A 21,453-nucleotide genomic window follows, 5' to 3' on the forward strand; every position below is an offset into this window, starting at 1 on the left:
ACAGCGTCAAATATTTGATTAGAAATGTGATTTATCGCACATATTGGCCTCTGTCAAAGGGTGCTTCCGGGCCGGTTCTCCCGCAGTAGCGCCATCATATTCGCCATCGGTGCGGTGATTTCGCGGCTGGCTGACCAGACCAGCCACAGCTCTGAAATGGCATCCTCTTCCGTCAGCGGCAACCAGACCAGATCGGCCAGCTGCGCCCGGCGGAAGGAGGCGGGCAGAATGGAGACGCCAAGACCGGTTGCCACCAGCCCCAGAATGGTCATCGCTTCCCCCACTTCCTGGGTGATATAGGGCTGGATGTGATAGCGATGCAGCAGCGCCAGGATATCGCTGTAGAGCGCAGTTCCGCCCTGCGCATCAAAGAAGACGAAGGGTTCGGCAGCCAGCGCGGTGACGGAGATCGCGCCGGCATCGGCCAGCGGATGCGCTTTGTGCACCACCGCACATAGCGGCTCGCTCATCAGCAGCTGATGCGCGAGATCGGCGGGCAGCGGCGTGTTGCGCATCACGCCAAGATCGAGCCGCCCCTCATGCAGCGGGGCCAGCTGCTGGCGGGTATTAATTTCCTGCATCTGAATATGCACCTGCGGCCAGCGCTGGCGAAAGCGAAACAGCGCGTCGGAGACCACCGCGGTAAAGGGCGCCGAGGAGGTGAACCCGATTCGCAGCCCGCCCTCTTCTCCCCGATGCAGCCGGGCTGCCCGGTCGGCCGCCTGCTCGACCTGCAGCAGGATGGCGCGGGCATCGTTCAGCAATTGCTGTCCGGCAGCAGTCAGCTGAACACTGCGGTTGGTCCGGTTAAAGAGTCGGGCCCCGGTTTCTGCCTCCAGTTGCAGAATCTGCTGACTGAGTGGCGGCTGGGAGATGTTCAGCCGCCGGGCCGCGCGCCCGAAATGGAGCTCCTCGGCCACCGCAATAAAGTAGCGCAGGTGACGCAACTCAATATTCATATCTGAAACGTCTCATTTAAGATTATTAATATATTAGACATCATAATGATGCCTGCCTAAGCTGACGACAGGTTTTTTTACTCTTAAAGGAAAGTGTGTGAGTCACTCAACAGAGGCCGCCGCGGTAAATGACGAGGCGGGTCGTGTGCCTTCAGAACCGGTGGCTGCGTCAGGTTATATCCGTCGGGGTTCGCGGCAGTTTATGCGCGTGACGCTGGCGCTCTTCTCCGCCGGTCTGGCGACCTTTGCCCTGCTCTATTGTGTCCAGCCGATTCTGCCGGTGCTCTCGCATCAGTTTGGCATCTCACCGGCGACCAGCAGCCTGTCACTCTCTATCTCAACCGGCCTGATGGCGCTGGGCCTGCTGGTGACCGGGCCGCTTTCGGATGCTGTCGGCCGCAAATCGGTGATGGTGACAGCCCTGATGCTGGCCGCCATCTGCACGCTGATTTCAGCCACCATGAGCAGCTGGCACGGCATTCTGATCATGCGGGCGCTGATGGGGCTGTCGCTCAGCGGGGTGGCGGCGGTGGGCATGACCTACCTCAGCGAGGAGATGGATGCGCGGGTCGTCGCCTTCTCTATGGGGCTCTATATCAGCGGAAACTCTATCGGCGGCATGAGCGGGCGTCTGCTGAGCGGTGTGCTGACCGACCTCTTCTCATGGCGGATCGCCGTGGCGGTGATTGGCCTGTTTTCGCTGGCTTCGGCGCTGATGTTCTGGAAGATCCTTCCCGCGTCACGTCATTTCCGCCCCATCACGCTGCGTCCGCGCAACCTGCTGATTAACTTCCGGCTGCACTGGCGCGATCCTGGCCTGCCCTGGCTGTTTGCCGAAGGGTTCCTGCTGATGGGTGCCTTTGTCACGCTGTTTAACTACATCGGCTACCGGCTGCTGGATGCCCCCTGGCATCTGAGTCAGGCCGTGGTCGGGTTGTTGTCGGTGGTCTATCTCACCGGCTCGTGGAGTTCGCCAAAAGCGGGTGCGCTGACCAGCCGGCTGGGACGGGGACCGGTGATGCTGGGTGCGACCGCCATTATGCTGCTGGGACTGCTGATCACGGCGTTCAACTCGCTCTGGCTGATCCTGCCGGGGATGATGCTGTTCACCGCCGGCTTCTTTGCCGCCCATGCGGTTGCCAGTGGCTGGATTGGCCCGCGCGCACGCCGGGCGCGCGGCCAGGCCTCATCGCTTTATCTGTTCAGCTACTACGTGGGTTCCAGCGTCGCCGGGACGCTGGGCGGTCTGTTCTGGCATAACTTTGGCTGGCACGGCATCACGCTGTTTATCAGCACCCTGCTGCTGCTGGCGTTGCTGGTGGCCTGGCATCTGCATCGCCAAAAGCTCTGATTTCCTCTCTCTGCCAGGCCCGGATGGCCTCACCGGGCCTGGCAGCACAACACGCTGACTGTCGCTTATCCTCTTCCCTGAAAATCCCCCGCGAAAAAACCCCACAATTCCCGCTATAATCGGTTTTATTGAATCATTTCATCTGCTTTGCCTCTTAACACGGCAACAAGGAACGTCTGTGGCTCTCTACTACTACGTCAATAAACAATCGGGATATAACGATAATCATGTGGTGCATGCTGCTGGCTGCCCGCATCTTCCCGACATGGAAAACCGACTGTTTCTGGGCAGTTTTTATCACGTCAATGCCGCCATTCTTCAGGCAAAAAAATATTATGTGGGGGCTATCGGCTGTGAGAACTGCTGCCCGATTAATGCCAGCCACCTGCCGGAGACGCCGCTCAGCGTCGCCCAGAAACATACGCCGGGGTCACGCTAAGCTGTCGGAGGGTGTCGGCGTGAAATTTACCTACCGCTGCGCTAATTTGTTAAGCATCAGCGCCGTTTTCCGTTATGTTACTCTTCCTGACTCTTTTTGATGGAAAGCACGATGCGGGATAAGTTTGCGCGTTCTCAGATCGCCCTTCACTGGCTGACTTTTTTACTGGTCGTGACAGCCTACGCCACCATTGAGCTGCGCGGCTTTGTGCAGCGCGGCTCCTGGCAGGGGTACGCCATGATCATCACCCACTTCAGCGCAGGTGCGACCGTTCTGGTGCTGATGATCGCCCGCCTGTTTCTGCGTACCCGTCATCGCACGCCGCCCATTACGCCAGCCGCGCCGCGCTGGCAGACCGGAGTGGCTCATCTGACGCACACCCTGATCTATGCCCTGTTTATCACCCTGCCGATCCTCGGCCTGTCGTCGCGCTATCTCAAGGGGCGGGAGTGGTGGCTGTTTGGCATCAGCATGCCGGTTGCACCGGAGCCCAATTTTGACCTGGCGGATACGCTGATCGACTGGCATGAAACCCTGGCACCGCTGGGATACTGGCTGATCGGGCTGCATGCGGCGGCGGCGCTGTTTCATCACTATCTGCTTAAAGACAATACCCTGCTGCGCATGATGCCGCCTCGCCGCGATCAGTAATCTCATCCCGTCGCCCCTGAACGGGGCGATAAAAAAATTTCCGCCTTAAAAGCCGGTTATCAGGTTTCGCTTCCCGCTTTATTCACTACAATGGTCTGTAATTTGTGACGCAGGTCACTTTCGCTGGATGTCTGCCACATCCGAATTCGCTGTACTGACAGATTTGACACCTCATGCAACCAACAACTGTTTCACGTAAAACTGCCTGGCTACGCGTGGTCTTGCTGGCCATCGCGGCTTTTGTATTTAATACCACCGAATTTGTACCGGTGGGTCTCCTTTCGGACATCGCGGCTGACTTTTCCATGCAGACGGCGGATGTCGGGATCATGCTGACGATCTACGCCTGGGTGGTCGCGCTGCTGTCACTGCCGCTGATGCTGCTGACGCGCAACGTGGAGCGGCGACTGCTGCTGGGAGTGCTGTTTACGATCTTTATCGTCAGTCACGTCCTGTCGACCTTCGCCTGGGACTTTCGGTCGCTGATGGTTTCACGCGTCGGCATCGCCCTCTCTCACGCGGTGTTCTGGTCGATCACGGCTTCACTGGCTATTCGCGTGGCCCCGGCCGGAAAGAAAACGCAGGCGCTGAGTATGCTGGCGACCGGAACCGCACTGGCCATGGTGCTGGGGGTGCCGATTGGCCGCGTGGTGGGTCAGTATCTTGGCTGGCGAACCACCTTCGGCGCGATTGGCCTGTCGGCACTGGTTCTGATGATCATGCTGGTACGGATACTGCCGCGTCTGCCCAGTGAACACACCGGCTCACTGAGCAGCGTGCCGATGCTGTTTCGCCGTCCGGCGCTGGTCAGCATGTATCTGCTGGTAACCATTGTGGTGACCGCGCACTACACGGCTTACAGCTACATCGAGCCCTTTATGCAGAGCGTGGCGCAATCCAGCGGCAATTTCACCACCCTGCTGCTGCTGCTGTTTGGCTCTGCGGGTATTCTGGGCAGCGTGCTGTTCAGCACCCTGGGCAATAAATTCCCTTCCGCGCTGCTGATTGCCGCGATTGCGCTGATTACCCTCTGCATGGGACTGCTGATCTTTGCTGCGGTTCGTCCGACGGCGATCGCTATTCTGTGCATCGTCTGGGGCATGGCGATGATGATGATTGGACTGGGTATGCAGGTGCGGGTGCTGTCTCTGGCGCCGGATGCAACGGATGTGGCAATGTCACTCATGTCCGGCATCTACAATATCGGCATAGGCGCAGGCGCGCTGCTGGGAAGCCAGGTCAGTCTCTATCTGAATATGTCGGAAGTCGGCAACGTCGGGGGGATGATCGGTCTGGTGGCGTTACTGTGGTGTGTCTATATTTTCCGCCGTTATCCTCAGCTTCGCAGTAATGGCTAAGACCGGCGCGGAGAAGATAAAAAAAAGGCTTCAGATAAGCAGGTTATCTGAAGCCTGTTTCTCTTATTTATAGAGAATGGCGGTGCCATGCAGGTTGTTGCTGCCAGAGGTCGAAGTGATGCGGAAAGACTTTGCACCGGCATCGCTGGCCTTTTCTGACAGTTGCTGCTCAAGCGAGGTCAGATTGCTGCTGCCCGTCGCGCTGATGACGCCCACGCGTTGCTGATCCAGTGGCGTGCTGCTTACCTGCTGCGCCGCCACGCTGGCGAATGAGAGGCCGCTGAGCAGGGCCGCGGCCACTATCATGCTGATACGTTTCATAACGAACCCCTTCTTCATTTTCTGCCGGATGCCCGGTTACTGATAGATCACAGCCGTGCCGTGCAGTTTGTTCTGACCGCTGGTTGAGGTGATGCGGAACGATTTCGCACCGGCTTCATCCGCTTTGGCGTTGAGCTGCGCTTCGACTGAACTCAGGTTGGTGCCGCCCAGCACAGAGATGGTGCCGACAGGCTGCTGATTAGCCGGTTCGCTGGTAACCAGGTCAGCGGCAGACGCGCCAAAAGTCAGTGTGGTGAGTGCCAGAACAGCCAGGGTAGTTTTGATGGTTTTCATAATCTTCTCTCTTTTCAGTGATCGTGTTCAGTGGGTCTGAAATCGGTTGTCGCTATTTAATTAACGACCGTTAAATAAATGATAGACCCCGATCAGGCTGGCCGTCAATATTTATTTAATGAGCGTTATTTTAATCGCGAAGTGGCGTGATTATGGGCTTCAGCCCCTTTTCTGACTTAACCATAGGGGCGATAAAACCGGGCTGGCGCACAAAATGGCAACCCCGGAGGACGGCCTGTCTCTCCGCCCTTGCACATTTTTATAATGATCGGTAATTTAATAGAGTGTTCCCCAGTCAGAGAGGATGTATGAGTAAGGTTCAGGATTGCGATACCCGGAAATGCCGTGGCCGTCCCAAAGTGTTCGATCGTGAAGCCGCGCTCGATAAGGCACTGACCCTGTTCTGGACCCACGGGTACGAAGGCACCTCGCTCGCCGATCTGGTGGCCGCTACCGGTGCTAAAGCGCCGACGCTCTATGCGGAGTTCGTCAATAAAGAGGGATTGTTCCGCGCCGCGATGGAGCGCTATGTTGAGAAATTCAGCGCCTGGCGTGACGCGGCACTGGGCGATGACAAGCTGGCGGTCTCTGAGGCGGTTGAGGCCTATTTCCGCGCTACCGCGGCCTGCTTTACCGAACGCGACTCGCCCGGCGGCTGCTTCTTTATCTGCACCTCAAGCGCCCTGTCGGCGGCTTCCGCGGATATTGCGGCCATGCTGCAAGAGCAGCATCAGTCACAGGAGCAGGTTTTAAAGGATTTCCTCTGCTCGCGTCAGCAGCGTGGTGAACTGGGAGAGTCAGTGGACATTGCTGCGCTGTCGCGCTATCTGAGCTGTCTGCTTCAGGGCATGTCAGTGCGGGCGCGGGAGGGTGCGGAGCGCACAGACCTGGAGAGTATTATCGATACGCTGATGGCGATGTGGCCTACCCTGACAGGACTCTGTCAGGCTCAGCGGTAAGATTCAGGGCGGGATTCCCGCCCTGTTGCACGTTCAGCTGAGAAAGAAGACCGGCCGGAGCGGCTGACTGACGGGACTGTTGTCCGCATGAGAGGGCATCAGATCCTTCATGGAGGCCCACCAGCGCTGACAGACTGCTGTTTGCGCCACCGCGTTCCAGCGCGCTTCCGATTCAATTTCCACGCTGGCAAAGAGCAGATGCCGCTCCTCATCCAGCCAGATGGCATAATTACGGGCACCATGTGCTTTCAGCGTTTCAGCCAGTTCGGGCCAGATGGGTGAGTGACGACGCTCATACTCCGCATGGCAATCCGGATTAACCTGCATCACAAAGGCTTTACGCAACATGGGCAGGCCCCGCATCCAGTGCCGGTTGCCAGGGCGTGACACCAAAACGTTTACCCAGCGCGACCAGCTGTTCTGTGGTGATGCTCTGGCGTATCCCGCCCATCGACAGCACCTTAACCATCACTTCAGATGATTTCTCGGCGGTGTCAATCAGCCCAAACGTCTCATCGAGCGTCGGGCCGGTGCCAAAGACGCCGTGGAACGGCCACATCACCAGCGTGTGCGACTGCATCTGCGCCGCCGTCGCGGCGCCGATCTCATCGGTGCCGGGCACCATCCAGGGCAACACGCCCACGCCATCCGGGAAGACCACCAGACACTCGGTGCTCCCCTCCCACAGCAGGCGGGTAAAGCGCGCCGAATCCATCTCAACCACATAACTCAGGGCCATAAAGTGGGTGGCATGACAGTGCATAATCACCCGATCTCTGCCGCCGCTGACTGCCTTGCGCACCGCATGCGACTGAAAATGTGACGCCAGCTCGGAGGTCGGCAGCCCGCCATTGACCAGCCCCCAGTGAATTTTGCAGGAGAGCCCCTGGCTGTCGACCTGCAGCAGTGCCAGGCAGTCCGCGGGGTCCAGCTGAACGTTGCGCATAAATTTTCCCGACCCGGTCACCAGAAACCAGTCGTTTGCCAGCGCCGGGGCGGGCTGACTCAGCTCGAAACAGCGAGGCTCCTGGCAGAAATCAGCCCTGTAGGGACTCACCTCCTCCTCACTCAGCCGCAGGCTGACGTTGCCACCATTGCGTTCATCCCATCCCTTCAGCCACATGTCGCTGGTTGCCTTAACCATTCCCTTTACAAACTCTGAAGCAAGAATGCTTTGCATAATGAAATCCCTTAACGTTGGCTCAAAATCTGCTGTTCATAATGGCGCACATCACTTAACCAGCTGGCGTCAGCCGGAACGTCATGACGCAGGCACCAGTCTTCCCACACCGCCTGCCACGGCAGGGATTTCTGCTCTTCCAGCCAGACCAGCCGCGCGGTGTAATCTCCGCTATTCTCAGCCTGACGCAGACGATCGGTCGGCTCCAGCAGGGCGCGCAGCAGCGCCTTCTGGGTGTTGCGGGTGCCGATAACCCAGGCCGCAATCCGGTTGATCGACGCGTCAAAGAAATCGAGGCCGATATGCACTTTGTCGAACAGCCGGTGACGGACGATCTCACTGGCAATAGCCTGCGTTTCATCATCCAGCAGCACCACATGATCGCTGTCCCAGCGCACCGGACGGCTGACGTGCAGCAGCAGGCGCGGCACATAGAGCATGGCGGCGGAGATCTTGTCGGAGATCACCTCGGTAGGATGGAAATGGCCCGCATCCAGGGTCAGTGCCGTCTGACGGCTGGCGGCGTAGCCGAGATAAAACTCATTTGATCCCACGGTGTAGCTCTCTGCGCCGATACCGAACAGCTTGCTCTCTACCGCATCGATGTGATGCTGCGGGTTGAGTTTTTCCGCAATGACCTCATCCAGAGCGCTCATCAGACGCTGACGCGGCGCCAGCCGGTCGACGGTGATATCCTTCATGCCGTCCGGTACCCAGATGTTCATCACTGAAGGCGTGCCCAGCTGCTCACCAAAGTGGGCGGAGATGCGGCGACTGGCTTTGCAGTGGTCGATCCAGAACTGGCGCACGGTTTGATCGCTGTGCGACAGCGTAAACCCGTCAGCACTGAGCGGATGTGAGAAGCAGCTGGGGTTAAAATCGAGCCCCACGCCCCGCTCTCTGGCCCATTCGACCCAGCGCGCGAAATGCGCCGGCTCAATAGCGTCCCGTTCAACCGGCCTGTCGCTCTCCAGATAAAGTGCGTGCAGATTCAGACGCTTGAGGCCGGGGATCAGCGACATCGCCTTATCGATATCACCGCGCAGTTCGCTGGCGTTGCGTGCACGTCCCGGATAGTTGCCGGTCGCCTGAATGCCGCCGGTGAGGGCGGCCTGCGGGTTTTCAAATCCCCGCACATCGTCGCCCTGCCAGCAGTGCATGGAAACCGGGATTGTGTCGAGCTGGCGAATAGCCTCTTCAGCATCAACCCCAATATCGGCATAGCGTTGTTTAGCCAGTTCAAAGGCCTGTTCTGTCTGCTTAGTCATAAGCGGGTTCCTCTGCGGGTTGACTCAGCGTCGCGAAGCGGGCCTGACTGGCCGCGAAGACGTCTGAAATGTGTGGTTCGAATGTTTCGAGGGGGAAGGTGTTCATCACGCAGTTGCGGAAATCGGCGACATCCGTCAGTTCGCCGAGGGCAATCAGCTGGCAGCCGACGTTACCCAGCGTGGAGGCCTCTACCGGCCCGGCCAGCACCGGAATCTCACAGGCATCTGCACAGAGCTGATTCAGAAAACGATTCTGGCTGCCACCGCCGACCACATGCAGCCGGGTGAAGGGCTTCCCGCGCAGCGCGGCGAGTTCGCTGATGACCTGACGGTAGAGCAGCGCCAGGCTGTCAAAAATGCAGCGGGCCAGCGCAGCGGCGGATTGCGGCACGGGCATGCCCTGCTCTGCGCAGGCTTTCTGAATCTCGCTGACCATGTTGTCAGGATTGATAAAGCGCGGATCGTTGGGGTTAATCAGCGAAAGACAGGCGGGCTGACGGGCGGTCTCAGCGATCAGCGCACAGAGGTCGTCAATCTGCCGTTCAGCACAGAGACGCTGCAGCAGCCATAAACCCATGATGTTTTTCAGGACGCGATAGCCTTCTGCGCCGCCTTCGTTGGTAATATTGGCGCGCAGTGCCGCCTCGCTCGCATAGGGTTGCAGGCTTTCAAAGCCCATCAGCGACCAGGTGCCGGAGCTGAGATAGGCGGCATCCTCCTGCAGCAGCGGCGTAGCCAGCACCGCGCTGGCGGTGTCGTGGGTGGCCACCGCAATGACCGGCACCGCCTCGCCCCGCTGACTCCGCCAGTGTCCCACTGTGTTGCCCGGCGCCTGCGGCTGACCGAACCAGCCTGCCTCAATCCCCGCCCAGCCGATTAAATCGCGATCCCACTCGCCGCTGTGAATATTGAGCATCTGGGTGGTGGTGGCGTTGGTGTACTCCCAGTTGAGGTTGCCGGTCAGGCGGAAGTGCAGGTAATCCGGGATCATCAGCGCATGTGCCACACGCGCCTGCCAGTCAGGCTGCTGCTGATGCAGGGCGCGCATCTGATAGAGCGTATTGAAAGGCAGAAACTGAATGCCGGTTTTTGCATAGATGGCGCTGTGGCCCAGCTCCTGCTGCGCCTGCGCCATCAGGCCGTGGGTGCGTGCATCACGATAGCTGACCGCTTCACCCACCGGCTCACCCTGCGCATCCAGCAGCACCATATCCACGCCCCAGGTGTCGATGCCGATACTGTCCGGCACGATCCCCTCCTCAACAGCCTGCTCCAGCCCGGCACGGATCGCCTGCTCCAGCATCGCCAGATCCCAGCAGTCATAGCTGGCACGACGCAGACGCCGGTTTTCAAAACGGTGGATTTCACGCAGATCCAGCTGGCGCTGCGCGTCATCCCAGCGGGCGAGCATGACCCGGCCGCTGGATGCGCCGAGATCGATAGCAATGATATTTCGCCTGGTCATGGTGGCTTTTCCCTGTGATTAAGTGGTCACAGAGTAAAAATCGGGTCGCCTGAACACCTTCCCGGCAGTGCCAGCGGCCGGGGTGCCCTGGCAGACCTGCAAAGAATGTCGTGAGAGAGATCACAGAGGCAGCAGTGAGCACGATGTGACCCCTGCCGCAAATCTGTTAACTACCGGGGATTTCTTGAAAAATCAGCAGGATTCCTGCTGAGACGTGCTGAAAATTCAAGGTAAGGTAACGGCGTCCTGATTAGACTGCGTTGCAGTTTTGTTAATCAGTGAGGGACGATCATGACTCTGTTACACAGTGCGGATTTTTTTCCTGACGGCGATTACGCGATTGCGATTGAACCCCGTATCCCCCAGGCCCCCTTTCCGGAGCATCATCATGATTTTCATGAAATCGTTCTGGTTGAGCACGGTGCCGGGATTCATGTGTTCAATGGTCAGCCACAAGCGCTCTGCGCCGGCTGTGTCTGCTTTATCCGCGATCACGATCGTCATCTTTATGAACAGACGGATAACCTCTGCCTGACCAACGTGCTCTATCGCAGCCCCGGCGCGTTCCGTTTTCTCTCCGGATTGCAGGCGCTGCTGCCGTGCGAACGGGATGGGGATTATCCCTCTCACTGGCGCATCAATCAGAAGGTGATGGCCCAGGCCCTGAGTGTGGCAGCGCAGATGCAGCAGCACGAGGCCTGGTCACTGGACAGACAGGCGCGGCAGGAGCAGCTCTTTTTACAGCTGCTGGTGCTGTTACGTGAAGCCTGTCGTGATGGCGGTCGTCAGGATCAGGAGGCGCGTCTGCATCGCCTGCTGGACTGGCTGGCGGATCATTACAGTGACGAGATTATCTGGGATGAACTGGCCGACCGTTTCTCTCTGTCGCTGCGAACGCTGCACCGACAGATGAAGCAGCAGACCGGCAGTACGCCGCAGCGTTATCTGAACCGTCTGCGCCTGTTACAGGCGCGTCACCTGCTGCGTCACAGCGATCTGCGCATTACCGATATCGCCTTCCAGTGTGGATTTGGAGACAGCAACCATTTCTCTACCCTGTTCAGGCGCGAATTTGGCTGCGCCCCGCGAGCGGAGCGCCAGCAGATGAGGTAAAGGAGCCGACTATGGCGTTGATACTCAGTCGTGATGACTATTTTCCCGCCCCCAGTTTACCGGTGGCGGTTGCCGAAAGGATGCCACAGCCCTCTTTTCCGCCGCACCGACACGAGTTCAGCGAAATCGTCATCGTCTGGCGCGGTAATGGCCTGCACGTCCTCAACGATCGCCCCTGGCTCATCACCTGCGGCGACCTCTTTTTTATCCGCGACAGCGACTGCCATAGTTACGACAGCGTTAACGACCTGGTGCTGGATAACATTCTCTACTGCCGCGACCGCTTTGGTCTGGCGCTTGACTGGGATAGCCTGCTGCCGCCACAGGGCCCCGAAGCCCCTGGCTGCTGGCGTCTGACTACGCGCGGTATGGGGCTGGCGCGCGGTGTGATCAGCCAGCTGGAGCGTGAAAGTCGCAAGAGCGATCCCCTGTCGGTTCAGCTCTCTGAAGCCCTGTTTCTGCAGCTGGTGCTGATTCTGCGGCGTCACGGCTACGCCGCCGATCGCCCCTGGGTTCTGCCGGAGGGGGAACAGCTCGATCTGCTGATGTCAGCGTTGCAGGGGGCGATTTCCCGGCCGTTTGATCTGGCAGCGTTCTGCCAGCAAAACCAGCTGAGCGAACGGGCGCTGAAACAGCTTTTCCGTCAGCAGACCGGGATGACCATCGGCCATTACCTGCGTCAGTTACAGCTCTGTCAGGCAAAATATCTGCTGCGAACGCAGGCGTGCCTGATCAGCGAAGTGGCGGCCCGCTGCGGCTTCGATGACAGTAACTATTTTTCCGTGGTTTTCACCCGTGAAACCGGCCTGACACCCAGTGCCTGGCGTCAGCGATTTCTCCCCTCCGGGCCAGCGCTGAGAAGCGCCGAACCGGAATAACACGGGCGTCAGACCAGAGCGCTGGATACCGCAATGCAAAAGTACAAAACACAGGGAACAGGGTCAGAGGAGGAAAGCGTCCCGCGCCAGGGACGGCGCGGGCCGAGCGGCCATGGATGGCTTAAGCGACTTTCCGATCTGACCCTGTTCCCTGTGCAGGCACGATCTAACCGCCTGAGAACACCCGGAACGAGCCTGTCAGACAGGCCCGTTCTCCTCCGCGCCGCAGGAAGCCAGCGGCTTACGCTGCCATACCCAGCCCAACGATGTTTGCCGCGATGATAATGACCACGCAGCCAATCGATAACACACTGACCGGGCGGCGGCCCGCTGACTTCCACTCTTTCAACAGCAGGCCTACCAGTCCCCCGCACAACACATACAGGCTCATGTGCAGCATCCAGCTGACATAGTCATACTGCGGCGGGATTCGGGCGTGGCCCCAGGCGTAAAAGAAAAACTGCAGATACCACATGGTGCCGCCAAGCACGGCGAACGCGGTATTAGCAATAAGCAGCGGCCTGGCGACGGAAAAGTCCCTGCGAACTGACAGATCGGGTCGGGTAGCCAGTCGCCAGAAGCAGAAGCCCAGATTCACCAGCGCCCCACCGCCCATGATGATCACATAGCTGGGTAACGCCACATAGAGCGGGTCGATCCCCAGATTCGCGGCGGCCTGATGCATCGGCTTGGCGGCATCCATCGCAAAGGACATCCCCGCCGAAAAGATGCCGCACATTATCGCCAGCAGCAGACCCTTCCTGAGATTAAACTCTTCGGCGTTGATCCCCAGCGCCCGCTCCTTCAGCAATCCGGCACGCGACACAATCCCGACGCCAGCCAGGGCCACCAGCACGCCCAGTAAGGTCAGCCGCCCCCCCGCAGAGGCAAATAACTCGCCAAAGCGCCCCTGCAGCAGCGGCGTCATCAGCGTGCCGACCACCAGCGTAATACCAATCGCGATGCCGATGCCCATCGACATGCCGAGATAGCGCATGGTCAGCCCGTAGTTGATATTACCGATGCCCCACATCGCGCCGAAGAGAAACACGGGTGTCAGCTGCGACAGCGTGAAGCTGCTGTAATAAGCCCGGAAGTCGGGCAGCAGAATGGCACTGACCGCCCACGGCAGGATCAGCCAGGAGATCAGGCCCCCCACCGACCACATGGTTTCCCAGGACCATCGTTTTACCTGCTTAAACGGCGCGTAGAAACACGCGGCGCTGGCAGCGCCGACAAAATGCCAGAAAATCCCCGCAATAATGGCACTGTTCATTGTTATTCCCCGGTTTGGTTGAGGTCTGTCGGAAAGCGCTCAGCTTCCGCTCAGCAGGCAGTCTACGGTTTGCATCGATTCCTCAGCCTTTGGATGAATGCCGGAAGCCCGCGCGGAGTGGCAATATTGACCCGATGCTGCTGTCAGGGATCACAATTCTGCAGTTGTCAGAGGCCGGGCTGCCTGAACAGGTAAGTGCCTTATAATTCACTGTTTTTCCCCTTTTTGCTGTGTGGCGCAGCACAATTCCCGCGTCACTGCCATGCACGCCACCCGCGTGGCAGAGGCGCAAAGAAGCCTTTCATTCCCACCTGCAAGGTCGTATACACTGGGGAAAATTGATCGGTTCAGGGTTCAGGATGACGACTAAGTGGTTAACACTGTTTCTTTCGCAGGCAGTCAGCCGGGTGATGCTGGATGATATCCGCGCGATAGTGCCTGCTGAGGCGCTAAAGGTGTTTGTGAATGGCATGGATGAAGCCCACTACGCCACCATCGAATGTATACAGGCGGAGCAGCACTGCGCGCTGATCGCCTCCGCGATTGTGGTCTGGCGTCAGCTGGGGCATATCGAGCATATTCTGTATAAGAAGGGAGAGGTGTTAAGGGAGGAGACGGAGGCCACGCAGTTTCAGCTCTTTACGCTGCTGAAAACCCATCGCGCAGTGCTGCAGATCTCATGATAAGATTGCGCCCCCATAGTGCTGTTTGCAGCAGGTAGAGTATGAGAATTGGCATCCTGTTTCCGATCGCCATCATTGTGGCAGGCGTCGGCTTTCTGGCGTGGTTTATCGGCAGCGGTCTGGCCATGCCAGGCTCGTAACGGCTAAGGCAGCAGCGTGACGCGCGCTGCCCGTCCCCCGGCGTGGCCGACTGCGGGTCACGGTTAGCGCAGCTGACTGTCTTTACTGCCCCGACGGTTGTATAAACTGCTGGTCTGTTGCTGTTTATCGATTTTTTCCTGACAGGCTACACAGTAGCGTACCCCTTTCAGCGCCTGGCGGCGGGCTTCAGGAATCGGCTCGCCACAGAGTTCACATTCGGTCGCGCTTTCGCCATGACCCAGCGACTGCCTCACCCGCTCGATGCCATCATTGACGGTGCTGTCAATCTGCTCCTGTACTGCGCCTTCTGACGCCCATCCGTTAGCCATGATACACCCCTTTTTTTCATTACATTGCTTCTATAAATCTACAACATATTGACGTTTTTGCCGCAGAGCAGCGCACTATCTGTCACTGGCTGCCAGCCAGACGCCGCCACTGGCACTCAGCATAAGGTCATCCGCCCGCATCTGCTTCACCCTGCCATCACATTACTGCAACGTGTCGATAGCGGAGAGTTAAGTAAATGACAACACATCATCAACATTACATTAATGGCCAGTTTGTCGGTTCGCAGGGTGACCAGTGGATTGAGGTGATCAACCCGGCCACTGAGGCGTTGCTGTCACGCATCCCGCAGGGAAGTCGGGAGGACGCCCGTCTTGCCATCCACGCGGCAGAAGCTGCTCAGCCGGACTGGGAGGCGCTGCCTGCGGTAGAGCGTGGTCTCTGGCTGCATAAAATCGCCTCGGCCATCCGTGAGCGCGAACCGGAGCTGACGGCCACGATTGTGGCCGAAGGCGGAAAAACGCAGGGACTGGCGAAGACCGAAGTGCTGTTTACCGCCGACTATCTCGATTACATGGCGGAGTGGGCGCGGCGTTATGAAGGCGAAATCATCAACAGCGACCGACCCGGTGAGCATATCTTCCTGTTCAGAAAGGCGATTGGGGTGACGACCGGGATACTGCCGTGGAATTTCCCCTTCTTCCTGATCGCCCGTAAAGCCGCACCTGCCCTGATCACCGGCAACACCATCGTCATTAAACCCAGTGAGCTGACGCCAAACAATGCGGCGATCTTCGCCGATATTCTGCAGCAGACAGGCCTGCCCGCTGGGGTGATCAATATCGTCTATGGTTTCGGGCAGGACGTGGGCCAGGAGCTGGCGGCAAACCCGAAAGTCGGCCTGGTCAGCCTGACGGGTAGTGTCGGTGCAGGCATCGCCACCATGCAGGCCGCGGCACAGAACGTCACCAGCGTCTCCCTGGAGCTGGGCGGTAAGGCCCCGGCGATTGTCATGGCGGATGCTGACCTGGAGCTGGCCGTGCGCGCCATCGTCGCTTCGCGAATGATAAACAGCGGCCAGGTCTGTAACTGCGTTGAACGGCTCTATGTGCAGGAGGCGATTTATGACCGCTTTATCAACGCGCTCACGGCGGCTTTTCAGCAGGTGACCCTGGGTGACCCCGCCGAACAGAGCGATGTTGATATGGGGCCGCTGATCAGCGCTGCGGCACGCGATCGCGTTGAGCAGAAGGTGGCTGAGGCGGTCGCCGCAGGTGCCAGCGTGGTGCTGGGCGGCCGGCGCGCCGGCGAGAAAGGCTTTTTCTTCCAGCCCACGCTGCTGACCGGGGTTCGTCAGGAGATGGCGATTATGCAGGAGGAGATATTCGGGCCTGTGCTGCCGGTGATGAGCTTTAAAACGCTGGATGAGGCGATAGCCCTGGCGAACGACTGCCAGTATGGGCTGACCTCTTCCCTCTATACGCAGGATCTCAACACCACGCTCTACGCCCTGCGTAAGCTGAAGTTTGGCGAAACCTATGTTAACCGTGAAAATTTTGAGGCCATGCAGGGCTTTCATGCCGGATGGCGCAAATCGGGCATTGGCGGTGCCGATGGTAAACATGGTCTGGAGGCCTATCTGCAGACCCATGTCGCCTACCTGCAGGGCCATTAATAAAACGGGCCGCACAGGCGGCCCGCTTAATCTTTCTGTTCGCGACTCACTGACTGATGTCGACCGGATAGAAGATGTGTTTGCCAAAGGGATCGACCTGATAGCCGCTGACCGATTTGCGCACCGGCTCGAAGATCGTCGAATGCGCAATCATCACCGCGGGCATCTGGTCATGCATCATCTGCTGCGCCTGCAGATAGAGTGCGGTGCGTTTGCCCTGATCCGGTTCGGCACGCGCTTCGGTAATTAACTTTTCAAATGGCTGATAGCACCATTTCGACGAGTTAGACCCGCCCTGTGCCGACGTGCAGCTGTAAAGCGGGCCAAAGAAGTTATCCGGATCGCCGGTCGCAGTGGTCCAGCCCATGAGTGCCGCCTGATGCTCGCCGCTGCGTACCCGTTTCAGGTACTCGCCCCACTCGTAGCTGACGATGCTGGCTTTGATGCCGACTTTGGCCCAGTCCGCCTGAATCATCTCCGCCATGCGGCGCGCGTTAGGGTTATAGGGGCGCTGCACCGGCATCGCCCAGAGCGCGATCTCCGTGCCCGGTTTGACCCCCGCCTGCTGCAACAGGACTTTGGCCTGCTCTGGATCGTAGTCGTAATCTTTCAGATCCTTGTCGGCGCTCCAGACGCCCGGAGGCAGGATATTTTTTGCGACCGTACCGGTGCCTTTAAATATCGCCTCGATGATGGCCGGTTTGTTAATGGCCATCGCCAGCGCCTGGCGCACTTTGACATTGTCGGTGGGAGCTTTAGTGGTGTTAAACGCCAGGAAGCCGGTGTTCAGCCCCGCCTTCTGTTCCAGGGTGATGTCGGGGTTAGCGCGCATCTTCTCCAGATCGGCGGGATTAGGGAACGGCATTACCTGACACTCGTTCTTCTCCAGTTTGGCATAGCGCACGGAAGCATCCGGCGTAATGCTGAACACCAGCCGATCAATCTTCGCCTTGCCCTGCCAGTAGTCCGGAAACGCCTTGTAGAGAATGCGTGAATCCTTCTGATACTGCACCAGCTCAAACGGGCCGGTGCCAATCGGATTCATATCCACCTTCTCCGGCGTCCCTGCCTTCAGCATGGCATCGGCATATTCGGCTGAGTGGATAGAGGCGAAATACCAGGCGAGATCGGCCAGAAACGGCGCTTCAGGATGTGAGAGCGTAAAGCGGACGGTGTGATCGTCCACCCGGTCGATGCTTTTGATCAGGGTGGAGAGTTCCAGACTTTCAAAGTTCGAGTAGGTGCCGCCAGAGACGTTGTGGTAGGGGTTTTTCGGGTCCATCTGGCGCATAAACGAGAAAATCACATCATCGGCGTTAAAGTCGCGGCTGGGTTTAAACGCCTTATTACTCTGAAACTTTACGTTCTGCCGCAGATGGAAGGTATAAACCTTGCCGTCAGGGCTGATCTCCCAGCGTTCAGCCAGACTGGGCACCAGCTCGGTGGTGCCGGGGGTGAAGTCCACCAGCCGGTTGAACACCGGCACGGCGCTGGCATCCACACTGGTCCCGGAGGTGTAGAGCTGAGGATTGAAGTTTTCTGGCGAACCTTCAGAGCAGTAAACCAGGGTTCTGGCGTTCACGCTGCCAGCCAGCGCGACGCCTGCCGTCATCAGCGCTAAGGTGGCTATCTTTGTTTTCATTATCATCCTCGCTTTGTATTGACTTCTGGTGGGCACAATATCTAAATGAATCATTCAGATGCTTCATTGATAGCACGATTCGGCACCATAGCGAACCCTGCCTGTAGCTGACTAATAAGGAATAGTGATGACAGACAAACCTGAGTCGCAGCTCACCGAACGTTTTTTCCGTTACCTCGCCGTCAGCAGCCAGAGCGATGCCAAATCCACCACCCTGCCCAGCACACCGAGCCAGCACGCCATGGCTGCCCTGCTGGCGGAGGAGCTGCGTGCGCTGGGACTGGATCAGGTGGTGGTGGATGAACATGCCACCGTGACCGCCGTGAAGCGCGGCAATCGTCCTGACGCGCCACGCATCGGCTTTATTACCCATATCGACACCGTTGATGTCGGTCTGTCGCCCGATATCCATCCGCAGATCCTCACCTGGCAGGGCGAGGATCTCTGTCTCAATGCACAGCAGGATATCTGGCTGCGCCGCGATGAACATCCGGAGATCGCGCCCTACATCGGTGAGCCGGTGATTTTCAGCGACGGCACCAGCGTGCTGGGCGCGGACAACAAAGCCGCCGTGGCTGTGGTGATGACGCTGATGGCAAACCTCAGTGGCGACCATGGCGATATCGTGGTGGCCTTTGTGCCGGATGAGGAGATCGGCCTGCGCGGGGCGAAAGCGCTGGATCTGGAAACGCGCTTTAACGTGGACTTTGCCTGGACCATAGACTGCTGTGAACTGGGCGAAGTGGTCTATGAGAACTTCAATGGCGCCGCCGCAGAAATCGTGTTTACCGGCGTGCCGGCGCATCCGATGTCGGGCAAAGGGGTGCTGGTAAATCCCCTGCTGATGGCGCACGACTATATCAGCCTGTTTGACCGCCAGCAGACCCCGGAGCATACCGAAGGACGTGAAGGCTATATCTGGTTTAACGAGATTCAGGCCAACGCCAGCCGGGCGACCCTGAAAGCCTCCATCCGCGATTTTGACCTGACCCGCTTTGCGGCACGCAAAGAGCAGTTAGAAGCGGCAGCCAGGGATATTGCGGCGCGTTATCCGACCGGTGAGGTCAGCATCACCATCAGCGATATTTACAGCAACATCAGCAATGCGCTGGGTGAGGATCGGCGGGCGATCGATCTGATCTTCACGGCTTTTGCCGCGCTGGAGATTGAACCCAAAGTGATCCCGATGCGCGGAGGAACGGACGGCGCGGCCCTCTCGGCCAAAGGCTTGCTGACGCCGAACTTCTTTACCGGCGCGCATAATTTCCATTCGCGCTTTGAGTTTCTGCCCATCTCCTCGTTTGTGAAGTCCTATCAGGTCGCGGAGAAACTCTGCCATCTGGCGGCAGAGTAAACCGCAAAGTCGGGCGCATTTCGCGCCCGATTAAGGTCAGGGTTTCGCGCTGACATCAATGCCAGGGAAATATTTTTCCGCCAGCTTTTTAATGGTGCCATCGCTCTGCACTTTGGCAATTGCCGCATCCAGCGACTGTTTCAGCTGGGTGTCATCCTTACGCAGTCCGTAGCCGATGCCGGAACCAAGAATCGCGTCATCCTCGACCGGTTTGCCGACAAAGCCGAAACCTTTGCCCTGTGGCTTATCGAGAAAGCCGGACTGACCGGCAGCAGACATCACCAGCGTGCCGTCAAGACGCCCCGCGACCATGTCGTTGTAAACCTGGTTCTGATCCTGATAAGAGGTCACCGTCACGCCCTGCGGCTCCCAGTGCTTCTTCGCGTAAGTTTCCTGAATGGACCCCTGCAGAACCCCGATATTTTTGCCCTTCAGACCGTCAGCGGTCGGGGCCAGATTCTCGCCGGTCTTCGCCACTAACATTGTCGGAATACGGTAGATGGGCTGGGTAAAGGCGATGCTTCTGGCGCGGGCTTCAGTAATGTTCATCGCCGAGTTAATCGCGTCGAACTTCTTCGCCTGCAGCGCCGGGATCAGCGCATCAAAGCTGCTCTCGACCCAGTGGCAGGTAAATTTGCCCGCCTGACAGATTGCATTGCCCAGCTCAATATCAAAGCCTTCGAGTTCGCCCTTCGCGTTGCGGCTTTCAAACGGGGGGTATTGTGACTCCACGCCGTAACGTAAATCCTGTGCCAGTGCCTGTAGCGATGTCATCATGCCCAGAGCGAGGAAAAGCGCGTTCAGTTTCTTCATTATTAGCCCCGAAAAGTATTATTTACCCGTTTCCCCGGCTTCACGCTGTCGCGTGATTCAGCAGGAAAACGCACTCAGCGCTGCTGCGCCAGCTTCCAGCGTCGCCTCGTCCTTTGCAAAAGAGAGACGAATCAGTTTGTTGTCTGTGCCATCCATATAAAACGCCGACAGCGGAATGGTCGCCACGCCGTGATCGACGATAAGACGTTTTACCATTTCACTGTCGGGTTCGTCACTGAAATGTCCGTAGCTGGCGAGCATAAAGAACGAACCGGCGCTCGGCAGCAGCCTGAAGGGCGAATCCTGCATCAGCGCAATCAGCCGGTCGCGTTTCTGCTGATAGAACGCGCTGAGCGACAGATAATGATCCGGTGTCTGCAGATAGTGTGCGAAGCCTACCTGCATCGGCGTATCGGCGGCGTACATCATGAACTGATGCACTTTAACCAGTTCGGTCATCAGCGCCGCCGGGGCCAGACAGTAGCCTACCCGCCAGCCGGTAACGTGAAAGGTTTTGCCAAACGAGGAGACGATGACGCTGCGCGCAGCCAGCTCCGGATGCGTCGCCATCCCGCAGTGCGGGCGGCCATCAAACAGAATGTGCTCGTAAACCTCATCCGAGAGCACCACGATGTCTGTGTTGCGGATTAAGGCTGCCAGCTGGTTCAGATCCTCAGGCGTCAGCACCTGCGCGCTGGGGTTGTGTGGCGTATTGATGATGATCATGCGGGTGCGCGGCGTAATCGCAGCCCGTAATGCCTCCCAGTCGATCGCAAAGGAAGGCACCGCCAGCTTCAGCCCGACCGGCTTTCCGCCCTGCAACCGGACGACTGGCGCATAGCTGTCGAAGGCTGGCTCAAAGAAGATCACCTCATCCCCCTGATGCACCAGCGCGGTGATCGCCATATAGATCCCCTGACTGGCGCTGCCGGTGATCAGCACTTCGCTGGCGGGATCATATTTTTCGCCATAAAGCGCCTCGACTTTCATGGCGAGCGCATCACGCAGGGCGGGCAGCCCCATCATGGGAGCATACTGATTGTGCCCCTCCTCCATCGCGCGGCTGACGGAGGCGACCAGCGCCGGGTCACAGGGAAAACCCGGTGCGCCCTGCGACAGGTTAATCGCCTGATGCTGCGCTGACAGCTGGCCAATCACGCTAAAAATAGTGGTGCCGACATCCGGCAGTTTTGAGTGAACAGCAACAGGCGTTGTCAGGGACATACTCTCTCCATCAGAAACATAGCCGGTCTGATCCGGTAAAAAACTATTCAACGGGCTGCGGCTTGAGTCGGCAAGCGAAATGTCGTCATAATAGCCATGACAAAAATGCATAGCTGAGGTT

General features: G+C 58.4%; 23 protein-coding genes. 11 read left to right on the plus strand and 12 right to left on the minus strand.

The window, feature by feature from the left end; genetic code table 11:
• Positions 1-53: 53 nt before the first annotated feature.
• Complete coding sequence (locus FJW00_RS19060; protein ID WP_140925406.1) at positions 54-959, minus strand: LysR family transcriptional regulator; 906 nt, start codon at positions 957-959, stop codon at positions 54-56.
• A 97-nt stretch (positions 960-1,056) separates the two neighbouring features.
• On the opposite strand from FJW00_RS19060, the gene ynfM reads away from it, so the two are divergent.
• From ynfM to FJW00_RS19080, 4 genes are all read left to right on the plus strand, one after another.
• A complete protein-coding gene (gene ynfM / locus FJW00_RS19065) occupies positions 1,057-2,310 on the plus strand; it encodes a multidrug efflux MFS transporter YnfM/SxtP(Kp) (RefSeq protein ID WP_140925408.1) in 1,254 nt (417 codons plus the stop codon).
• Positions 2,311-2,488: 178 nt separating this feature from the next.
• Positions 2,489-2,749, plus strand: coding sequence for a hypothetical protein (locus FJW00_RS19070; RefSeq protein WP_009090129.1), 261 nt, complete (start codon positions 2,489-2,491; stop codon positions 2,747-2,749).
• 111 nt (positions 2,750-2,860) lie between these two features.
• A complete protein-coding gene (gene cybB / locus FJW00_RS19075; RefSeq protein WP_140925410.1) occupies positions 2,861-3,400 on the plus strand; it encodes a cytochrome b561 in 540 nt (179 codons plus the stop codon).
• A gap of 173 nt (positions 3,401-3,573) precedes the next feature.
• The gene (locus FJW00_RS19080; RefSeq protein WP_009090127.1) at positions 3,574-4,758 is read left to right on the plus strand and encodes a sugar transporter; all 1,185 of its coding nucleotides are present in this window, start codon (positions 3,574-3,576) and stop codon (positions 4,756-4,758) included.
• A gap of 63 nt (positions 4,759-4,821) precedes the next feature.
• Here FJW00_RS19080 and bhsA (FJW00_RS19085) read toward each other — a convergent pair whose 3' ends face one another.
• A complete protein-coding gene (gene bhsA / locus FJW00_RS19085) occupies positions 4,822-5,079 on the minus strand; it encodes a multiple stress resistance protein BhsA (RefSeq protein ID WP_009090126.1) in 258 nt (85 codons plus the stop codon).
• 36 nt (positions 5,080-5,115) lie between these two features.
• The gene (gene bhsA, locus FJW00_RS19090; protein WP_009090125.1) at positions 5,116-5,373 is read right to left on the minus strand and encodes a multiple stress resistance protein BhsA; all 258 of its coding nucleotides are present in this window, start codon (positions 5,371-5,373) and stop codon (positions 5,116-5,118) included.
• 308 nt (positions 5,374-5,681) lie between these two features.
• Here bhsA (FJW00_RS19090) and FJW00_RS19095 point away from each other — a divergent pair, with 308 nt between their 5' ends.
• The gene (locus tag FJW00_RS19095) at positions 5,682-6,332 is read left to right on the plus strand and encodes a TetR/AcrR family transcriptional regulator (RefSeq protein WP_140925412.1); all 651 of its coding nucleotides are present in this window, start codon (positions 5,682-5,684) and stop codon (positions 6,330-6,332) included.
• A 33-nt stretch (positions 6,333-6,365) separates the two neighbouring features.
• Here FJW00_RS19095 and rhaM read toward each other — a convergent pair whose 3' ends face one another.
• The 4 genes from rhaM to rhaB are packed head-to-tail and all read right to left on the minus strand — an operon-like array spanning position 6,366 to position 10,245.
• Positions 6,366-6,680 carry an L-rhamnose mutarotase gene (gene rhaM, locus FJW00_RS19100; RefSeq protein ID WP_058957921.1) on the minus strand — a complete coding sequence of 105 codons (315 nt, stop codon included), beginning with the start codon at positions 6,678-6,680 and terminating at the stop codon, positions 6,366-6,368.
• The gene (gene rhaD / locus FJW00_RS19105; protein WP_140925414.1) at positions 6,670-7,512 is read right to left on the minus strand and encodes a rhamnulose-1-phosphate aldolase; all 843 of its coding nucleotides are present in this window, start codon (positions 7,510-7,512) and stop codon (positions 6,670-6,672) included. Before rhaD ends, rhaM begins: the two co-directional genes overlap by 11 nt.
• Positions 7,513-7,523: 11 nt before the next feature.
• Positions 7,524-8,780 (minus strand): L-rhamnose isomerase, encoded by a 1,257-nt coding sequence (locus FJW00_RS19110; protein WP_140925416.1) that lies wholly within the window; start codon positions 8,778-8,780, stop codon positions 7,524-7,526.
• Positions 8,773-10,245: a rhamnulokinase gene (gene rhaB / locus FJW00_RS19115; protein WP_140925418.1), complete on the minus strand. Its 1,473-nt coding sequence runs from the start codon at positions 10,243-10,245 to the stop codon at positions 8,773-8,775. The genes FJW00_RS19110 and rhaB overlap by 8 nt, the downstream gene beginning before the upstream one ends.
• A 291-nt stretch (positions 10,246-10,536) precedes the next feature.
• Between rhaB and rhaS the strand changes: the two genes are divergently transcribed.
• Together rhaS and rhaR are read left to right on the plus strand one after the other, a co-directional pair.
• Positions 10,537-11,358, plus strand: coding sequence for an HTH-type transcriptional activator RhaS (gene rhaS, locus FJW00_RS19120; RefSeq protein ID WP_140925420.1), 822 nt, complete (start codon positions 10,537-10,539; stop codon positions 11,356-11,358).
• Between the two features lie 11 nt (positions 11,359-11,369).
• Positions 11,370-12,236 carry an HTH-type transcriptional activator RhaR gene (gene rhaR / locus FJW00_RS19125; RefSeq protein ID WP_140925422.1) on the plus strand — a complete coding sequence of 289 codons (867 nt, stop codon included), beginning with the start codon at positions 11,370-11,372 and terminating at the stop codon, positions 12,234-12,236.
• A 241-nt stretch (positions 12,237-12,477) separates the two neighbouring features.
• On the opposite strand, the gene rhaT is transcribed toward rhaR, so the two are convergent.
• Positions 12,478-13,512, minus strand: a complete 1,035-nt coding sequence (rhaT, locus tag FJW00_RS19130; RefSeq protein WP_140925424.1) for an L-rhamnose/proton symporter RhaT — start codon at positions 13,510-13,512, stop codon at positions 12,478-12,480.
• A gap of 359 nt (positions 13,513-13,871) precedes the next feature.
• Between rhaT and FJW00_RS19135 the strand changes: the two genes are divergently transcribed.
• Entirely contained in the window at positions 13,872-14,195 is a 324-nt protein-coding gene (locus FJW00_RS19135) for a hypothetical protein (protein WP_058957917.1), read from the plus strand.
• 41 nt (positions 14,196-14,236) lie between these two features.
• Positions 14,237-14,335 (plus strand): YoaK family small membrane protein, encoded by a 99-nt coding sequence (locus FJW00_RS19140; RefSeq protein ID WP_008925225.1) that lies wholly within the window; start codon positions 14,237-14,239, stop codon positions 14,333-14,335.
• A gap of 63 nt (positions 14,336-14,398) precedes the next feature.
• Here FJW00_RS19140 and FJW00_RS19145 read toward each other — a convergent pair whose 3' ends face one another.
• A complete protein-coding gene (locus FJW00_RS19145; RefSeq protein WP_009090111.1) occupies positions 14,399-14,665 on the minus strand; it encodes a DksA/TraR family C4-type zinc finger protein in 267 nt (88 codons plus the stop codon).
• 197 nt (positions 14,666-14,862) lie between these two features.
• Here FJW00_RS19145 and aldA point away from each other — a divergent pair, with 197 nt between their 5' ends.
• On the plus strand, positions 14,863-16,299 hold the full coding sequence (gene aldA, locus FJW00_RS19150; RefSeq protein WP_140925426.1) for an aldehyde dehydrogenase: 1,437 nt from the start codon (positions 14,863-14,865) through the stop codon (positions 16,297-16,299).
• Between the two features lie 46 nt (positions 16,300-16,345).
• Here aldA and FJW00_RS19155 read toward each other — a convergent pair whose 3' ends face one another.
• Positions 16,346-17,941: an ABC transporter substrate-binding protein gene (locus FJW00_RS19155; RefSeq protein WP_009090108.1), complete on the minus strand. Its 1,596-nt coding sequence runs from the start codon at positions 17,939-17,941 to the stop codon at positions 16,346-16,348.
• Between the two features lie 127 nt (positions 17,942-18,068).
• Here FJW00_RS19155 and pepT point away from each other — a divergent pair, with 127 nt between their 5' ends.
• Positions 18,069-19,295 (plus strand): peptidase T, encoded by a 1,227-nt coding sequence (gene pepT / locus FJW00_RS19160; protein WP_046101872.1) that lies wholly within the window; start codon positions 18,069-18,071, stop codon positions 19,293-19,295.
• Positions 19,296-19,331: 36 nt separating this feature from the next.
• Here pepT and FJW00_RS19165 read toward each other — a convergent pair whose 3' ends face one another.
• Positions 19,332-20,108 carry an ABC transporter substrate-binding protein gene (locus tag FJW00_RS19165; protein WP_046101873.1) on the minus strand — a complete coding sequence of 259 codons (777 nt, stop codon included), beginning with the start codon at positions 20,106-20,108 and terminating at the stop codon, positions 19,332-19,334.
• 57 nt (positions 20,109-20,165) lie between these two features.
• The gene (locus tag FJW00_RS19170; protein ID WP_140925428.1) at positions 20,166-21,332 is read right to left on the minus strand and encodes a methionine aminotransferase; all 1,167 of its coding nucleotides are present in this window, start codon (positions 21,330-21,332) and stop codon (positions 20,166-20,168) included.
• Between the last annotated feature and the right edge of the window lie 121 nt (positions 21,333-21,453).

Origin of the sequence: Pantoea anthophila (assembly GCF_006494375.1) — a bacterium.
GTDB lineage: Bacteria > Pseudomonadota > Gammaproteobacteria > Enterobacterales > Enterobacteriaceae > Pantoea > Pantoea anthophila.

Coding starts and splice junctions, on each gene's coding strand:
- FJW00_RS19060 (WP_140925406.1), bottom strand. CDS start 959: ATGAATATTGAGTTGCGTCACCTGCGCTACTTTATTGCGGTGGCCGAG.
- cybB (WP_140925410.1), top strand. CDS start 2,861: ATGCGGGATAAGTTTGCGCGTTCTCAGATCGCCCTTCACTGGCTGACT.
- FJW00_RS19080 (WP_009090127.1), top strand. CDS start 3,574: ATGCAACCAACAACTGTTTCACGTAAAACTGCCTGGCTACGCGTGGTC.
- bhsA (WP_009090126.1), bottom strand. CDS start 5,079: ATGAAACGTATCAGCATGATAGTGGCCGCGGCCCTGCTCAGCGGCCTC.
- bhsA (WP_009090125.1), bottom strand. CDS start 5,373: ATGAAAACCATCAAAACTACCCTGGCTGTTCTGGCACTCACCACACTG.
- FJW00_RS19095 (WP_140925412.1), top strand. CDS start 5,682: ATGAGTAAGGTTCAGGATTGCGATACCCGGAAATGCCGTGGCCGTCCC.
- rhaM (WP_058957921.1), bottom strand. CDS start 6,680: ATGTTGCGTAAAGCCTTTGTGATGCAGGTTAATCCGGATTGCCATGCG.
- rhaD (WP_140925414.1), bottom strand. CDS start 7,512: ATGCAAAGCATTCTTGCTTCAGAGTTTGTAAAGGGAATGGTTAAGGCA.
- FJW00_RS19110 (WP_140925416.1), bottom strand. CDS start 8,780: ATGACTAAGCAGACAGAACAGGCCTTTGAACTGGCTAAACAACGCTAT.
- rhaB (WP_140925418.1), bottom strand. CDS start 10,245: ATGACCAGGCGAAATATCATTGCTATCGATCTCGGCGCATCCAGCGGC.
- rhaS (WP_140925420.1), top strand. CDS start 10,537: ATGACTCTGTTACACAGTGCGGATTTTTTTCCTGACGGCGATTACGCG.
- rhaR (WP_140925422.1), top strand. CDS start 11,370: ATGGCGTTGATACTCAGTCGTGATGACTATTTTCCCGCCCCCAGTTTA.
- rhaT (WP_140925424.1), bottom strand. CDS start 13,512: ATGAACAGTGCCATTATTGCGGGGATTTTCTGGCATTTTGTCGGCGCT.
- FJW00_RS19135 (WP_058957917.1), top strand. CDS start 13,872: ATGACGACTAAGTGGTTAACACTGTTTCTTTCGCAGGCAGTCAGCCGG.
- FJW00_RS19140 (WP_008925225.1), top strand. CDS start 14,237: ATGAGAATTGGCATCCTGTTTCCGATCGCCATCATTGTGGCAGGCGTC.
- FJW00_RS19145 (WP_009090111.1), bottom strand. CDS start 14,665: ATGGCTAACGGATGGGCGTCAGAAGGCGCAGTACAGGAGCAGATTGAC.
- aldA (WP_140925426.1), top strand. CDS start 14,863: ATGACAACACATCATCAACATTACATTAATGGCCAGTTTGTCGGTTCG.
- FJW00_RS19155 (WP_009090108.1), bottom strand. CDS start 17,941: ATGAAAACAAAGATAGCCACCTTAGCGCTGATGACGGCAGGCGTCGCG.
- pepT (WP_046101872.1), top strand. CDS start 18,069: ATGACAGACAAACCTGAGTCGCAGCTCACCGAACGTTTTTTCCGTTAC.
- FJW00_RS19165 (WP_046101873.1), bottom strand. CDS start 20,108: ATGAAGAAACTGAACGCGCTTTTCCTCGCTCTGGGCATGATGACATCG.
- FJW00_RS19170 (WP_140925428.1), bottom strand. CDS start 21,332: ATGTCCCTGACAACGCCTGTTGCTGTTCACTCAAAACTGCCGGATGTC.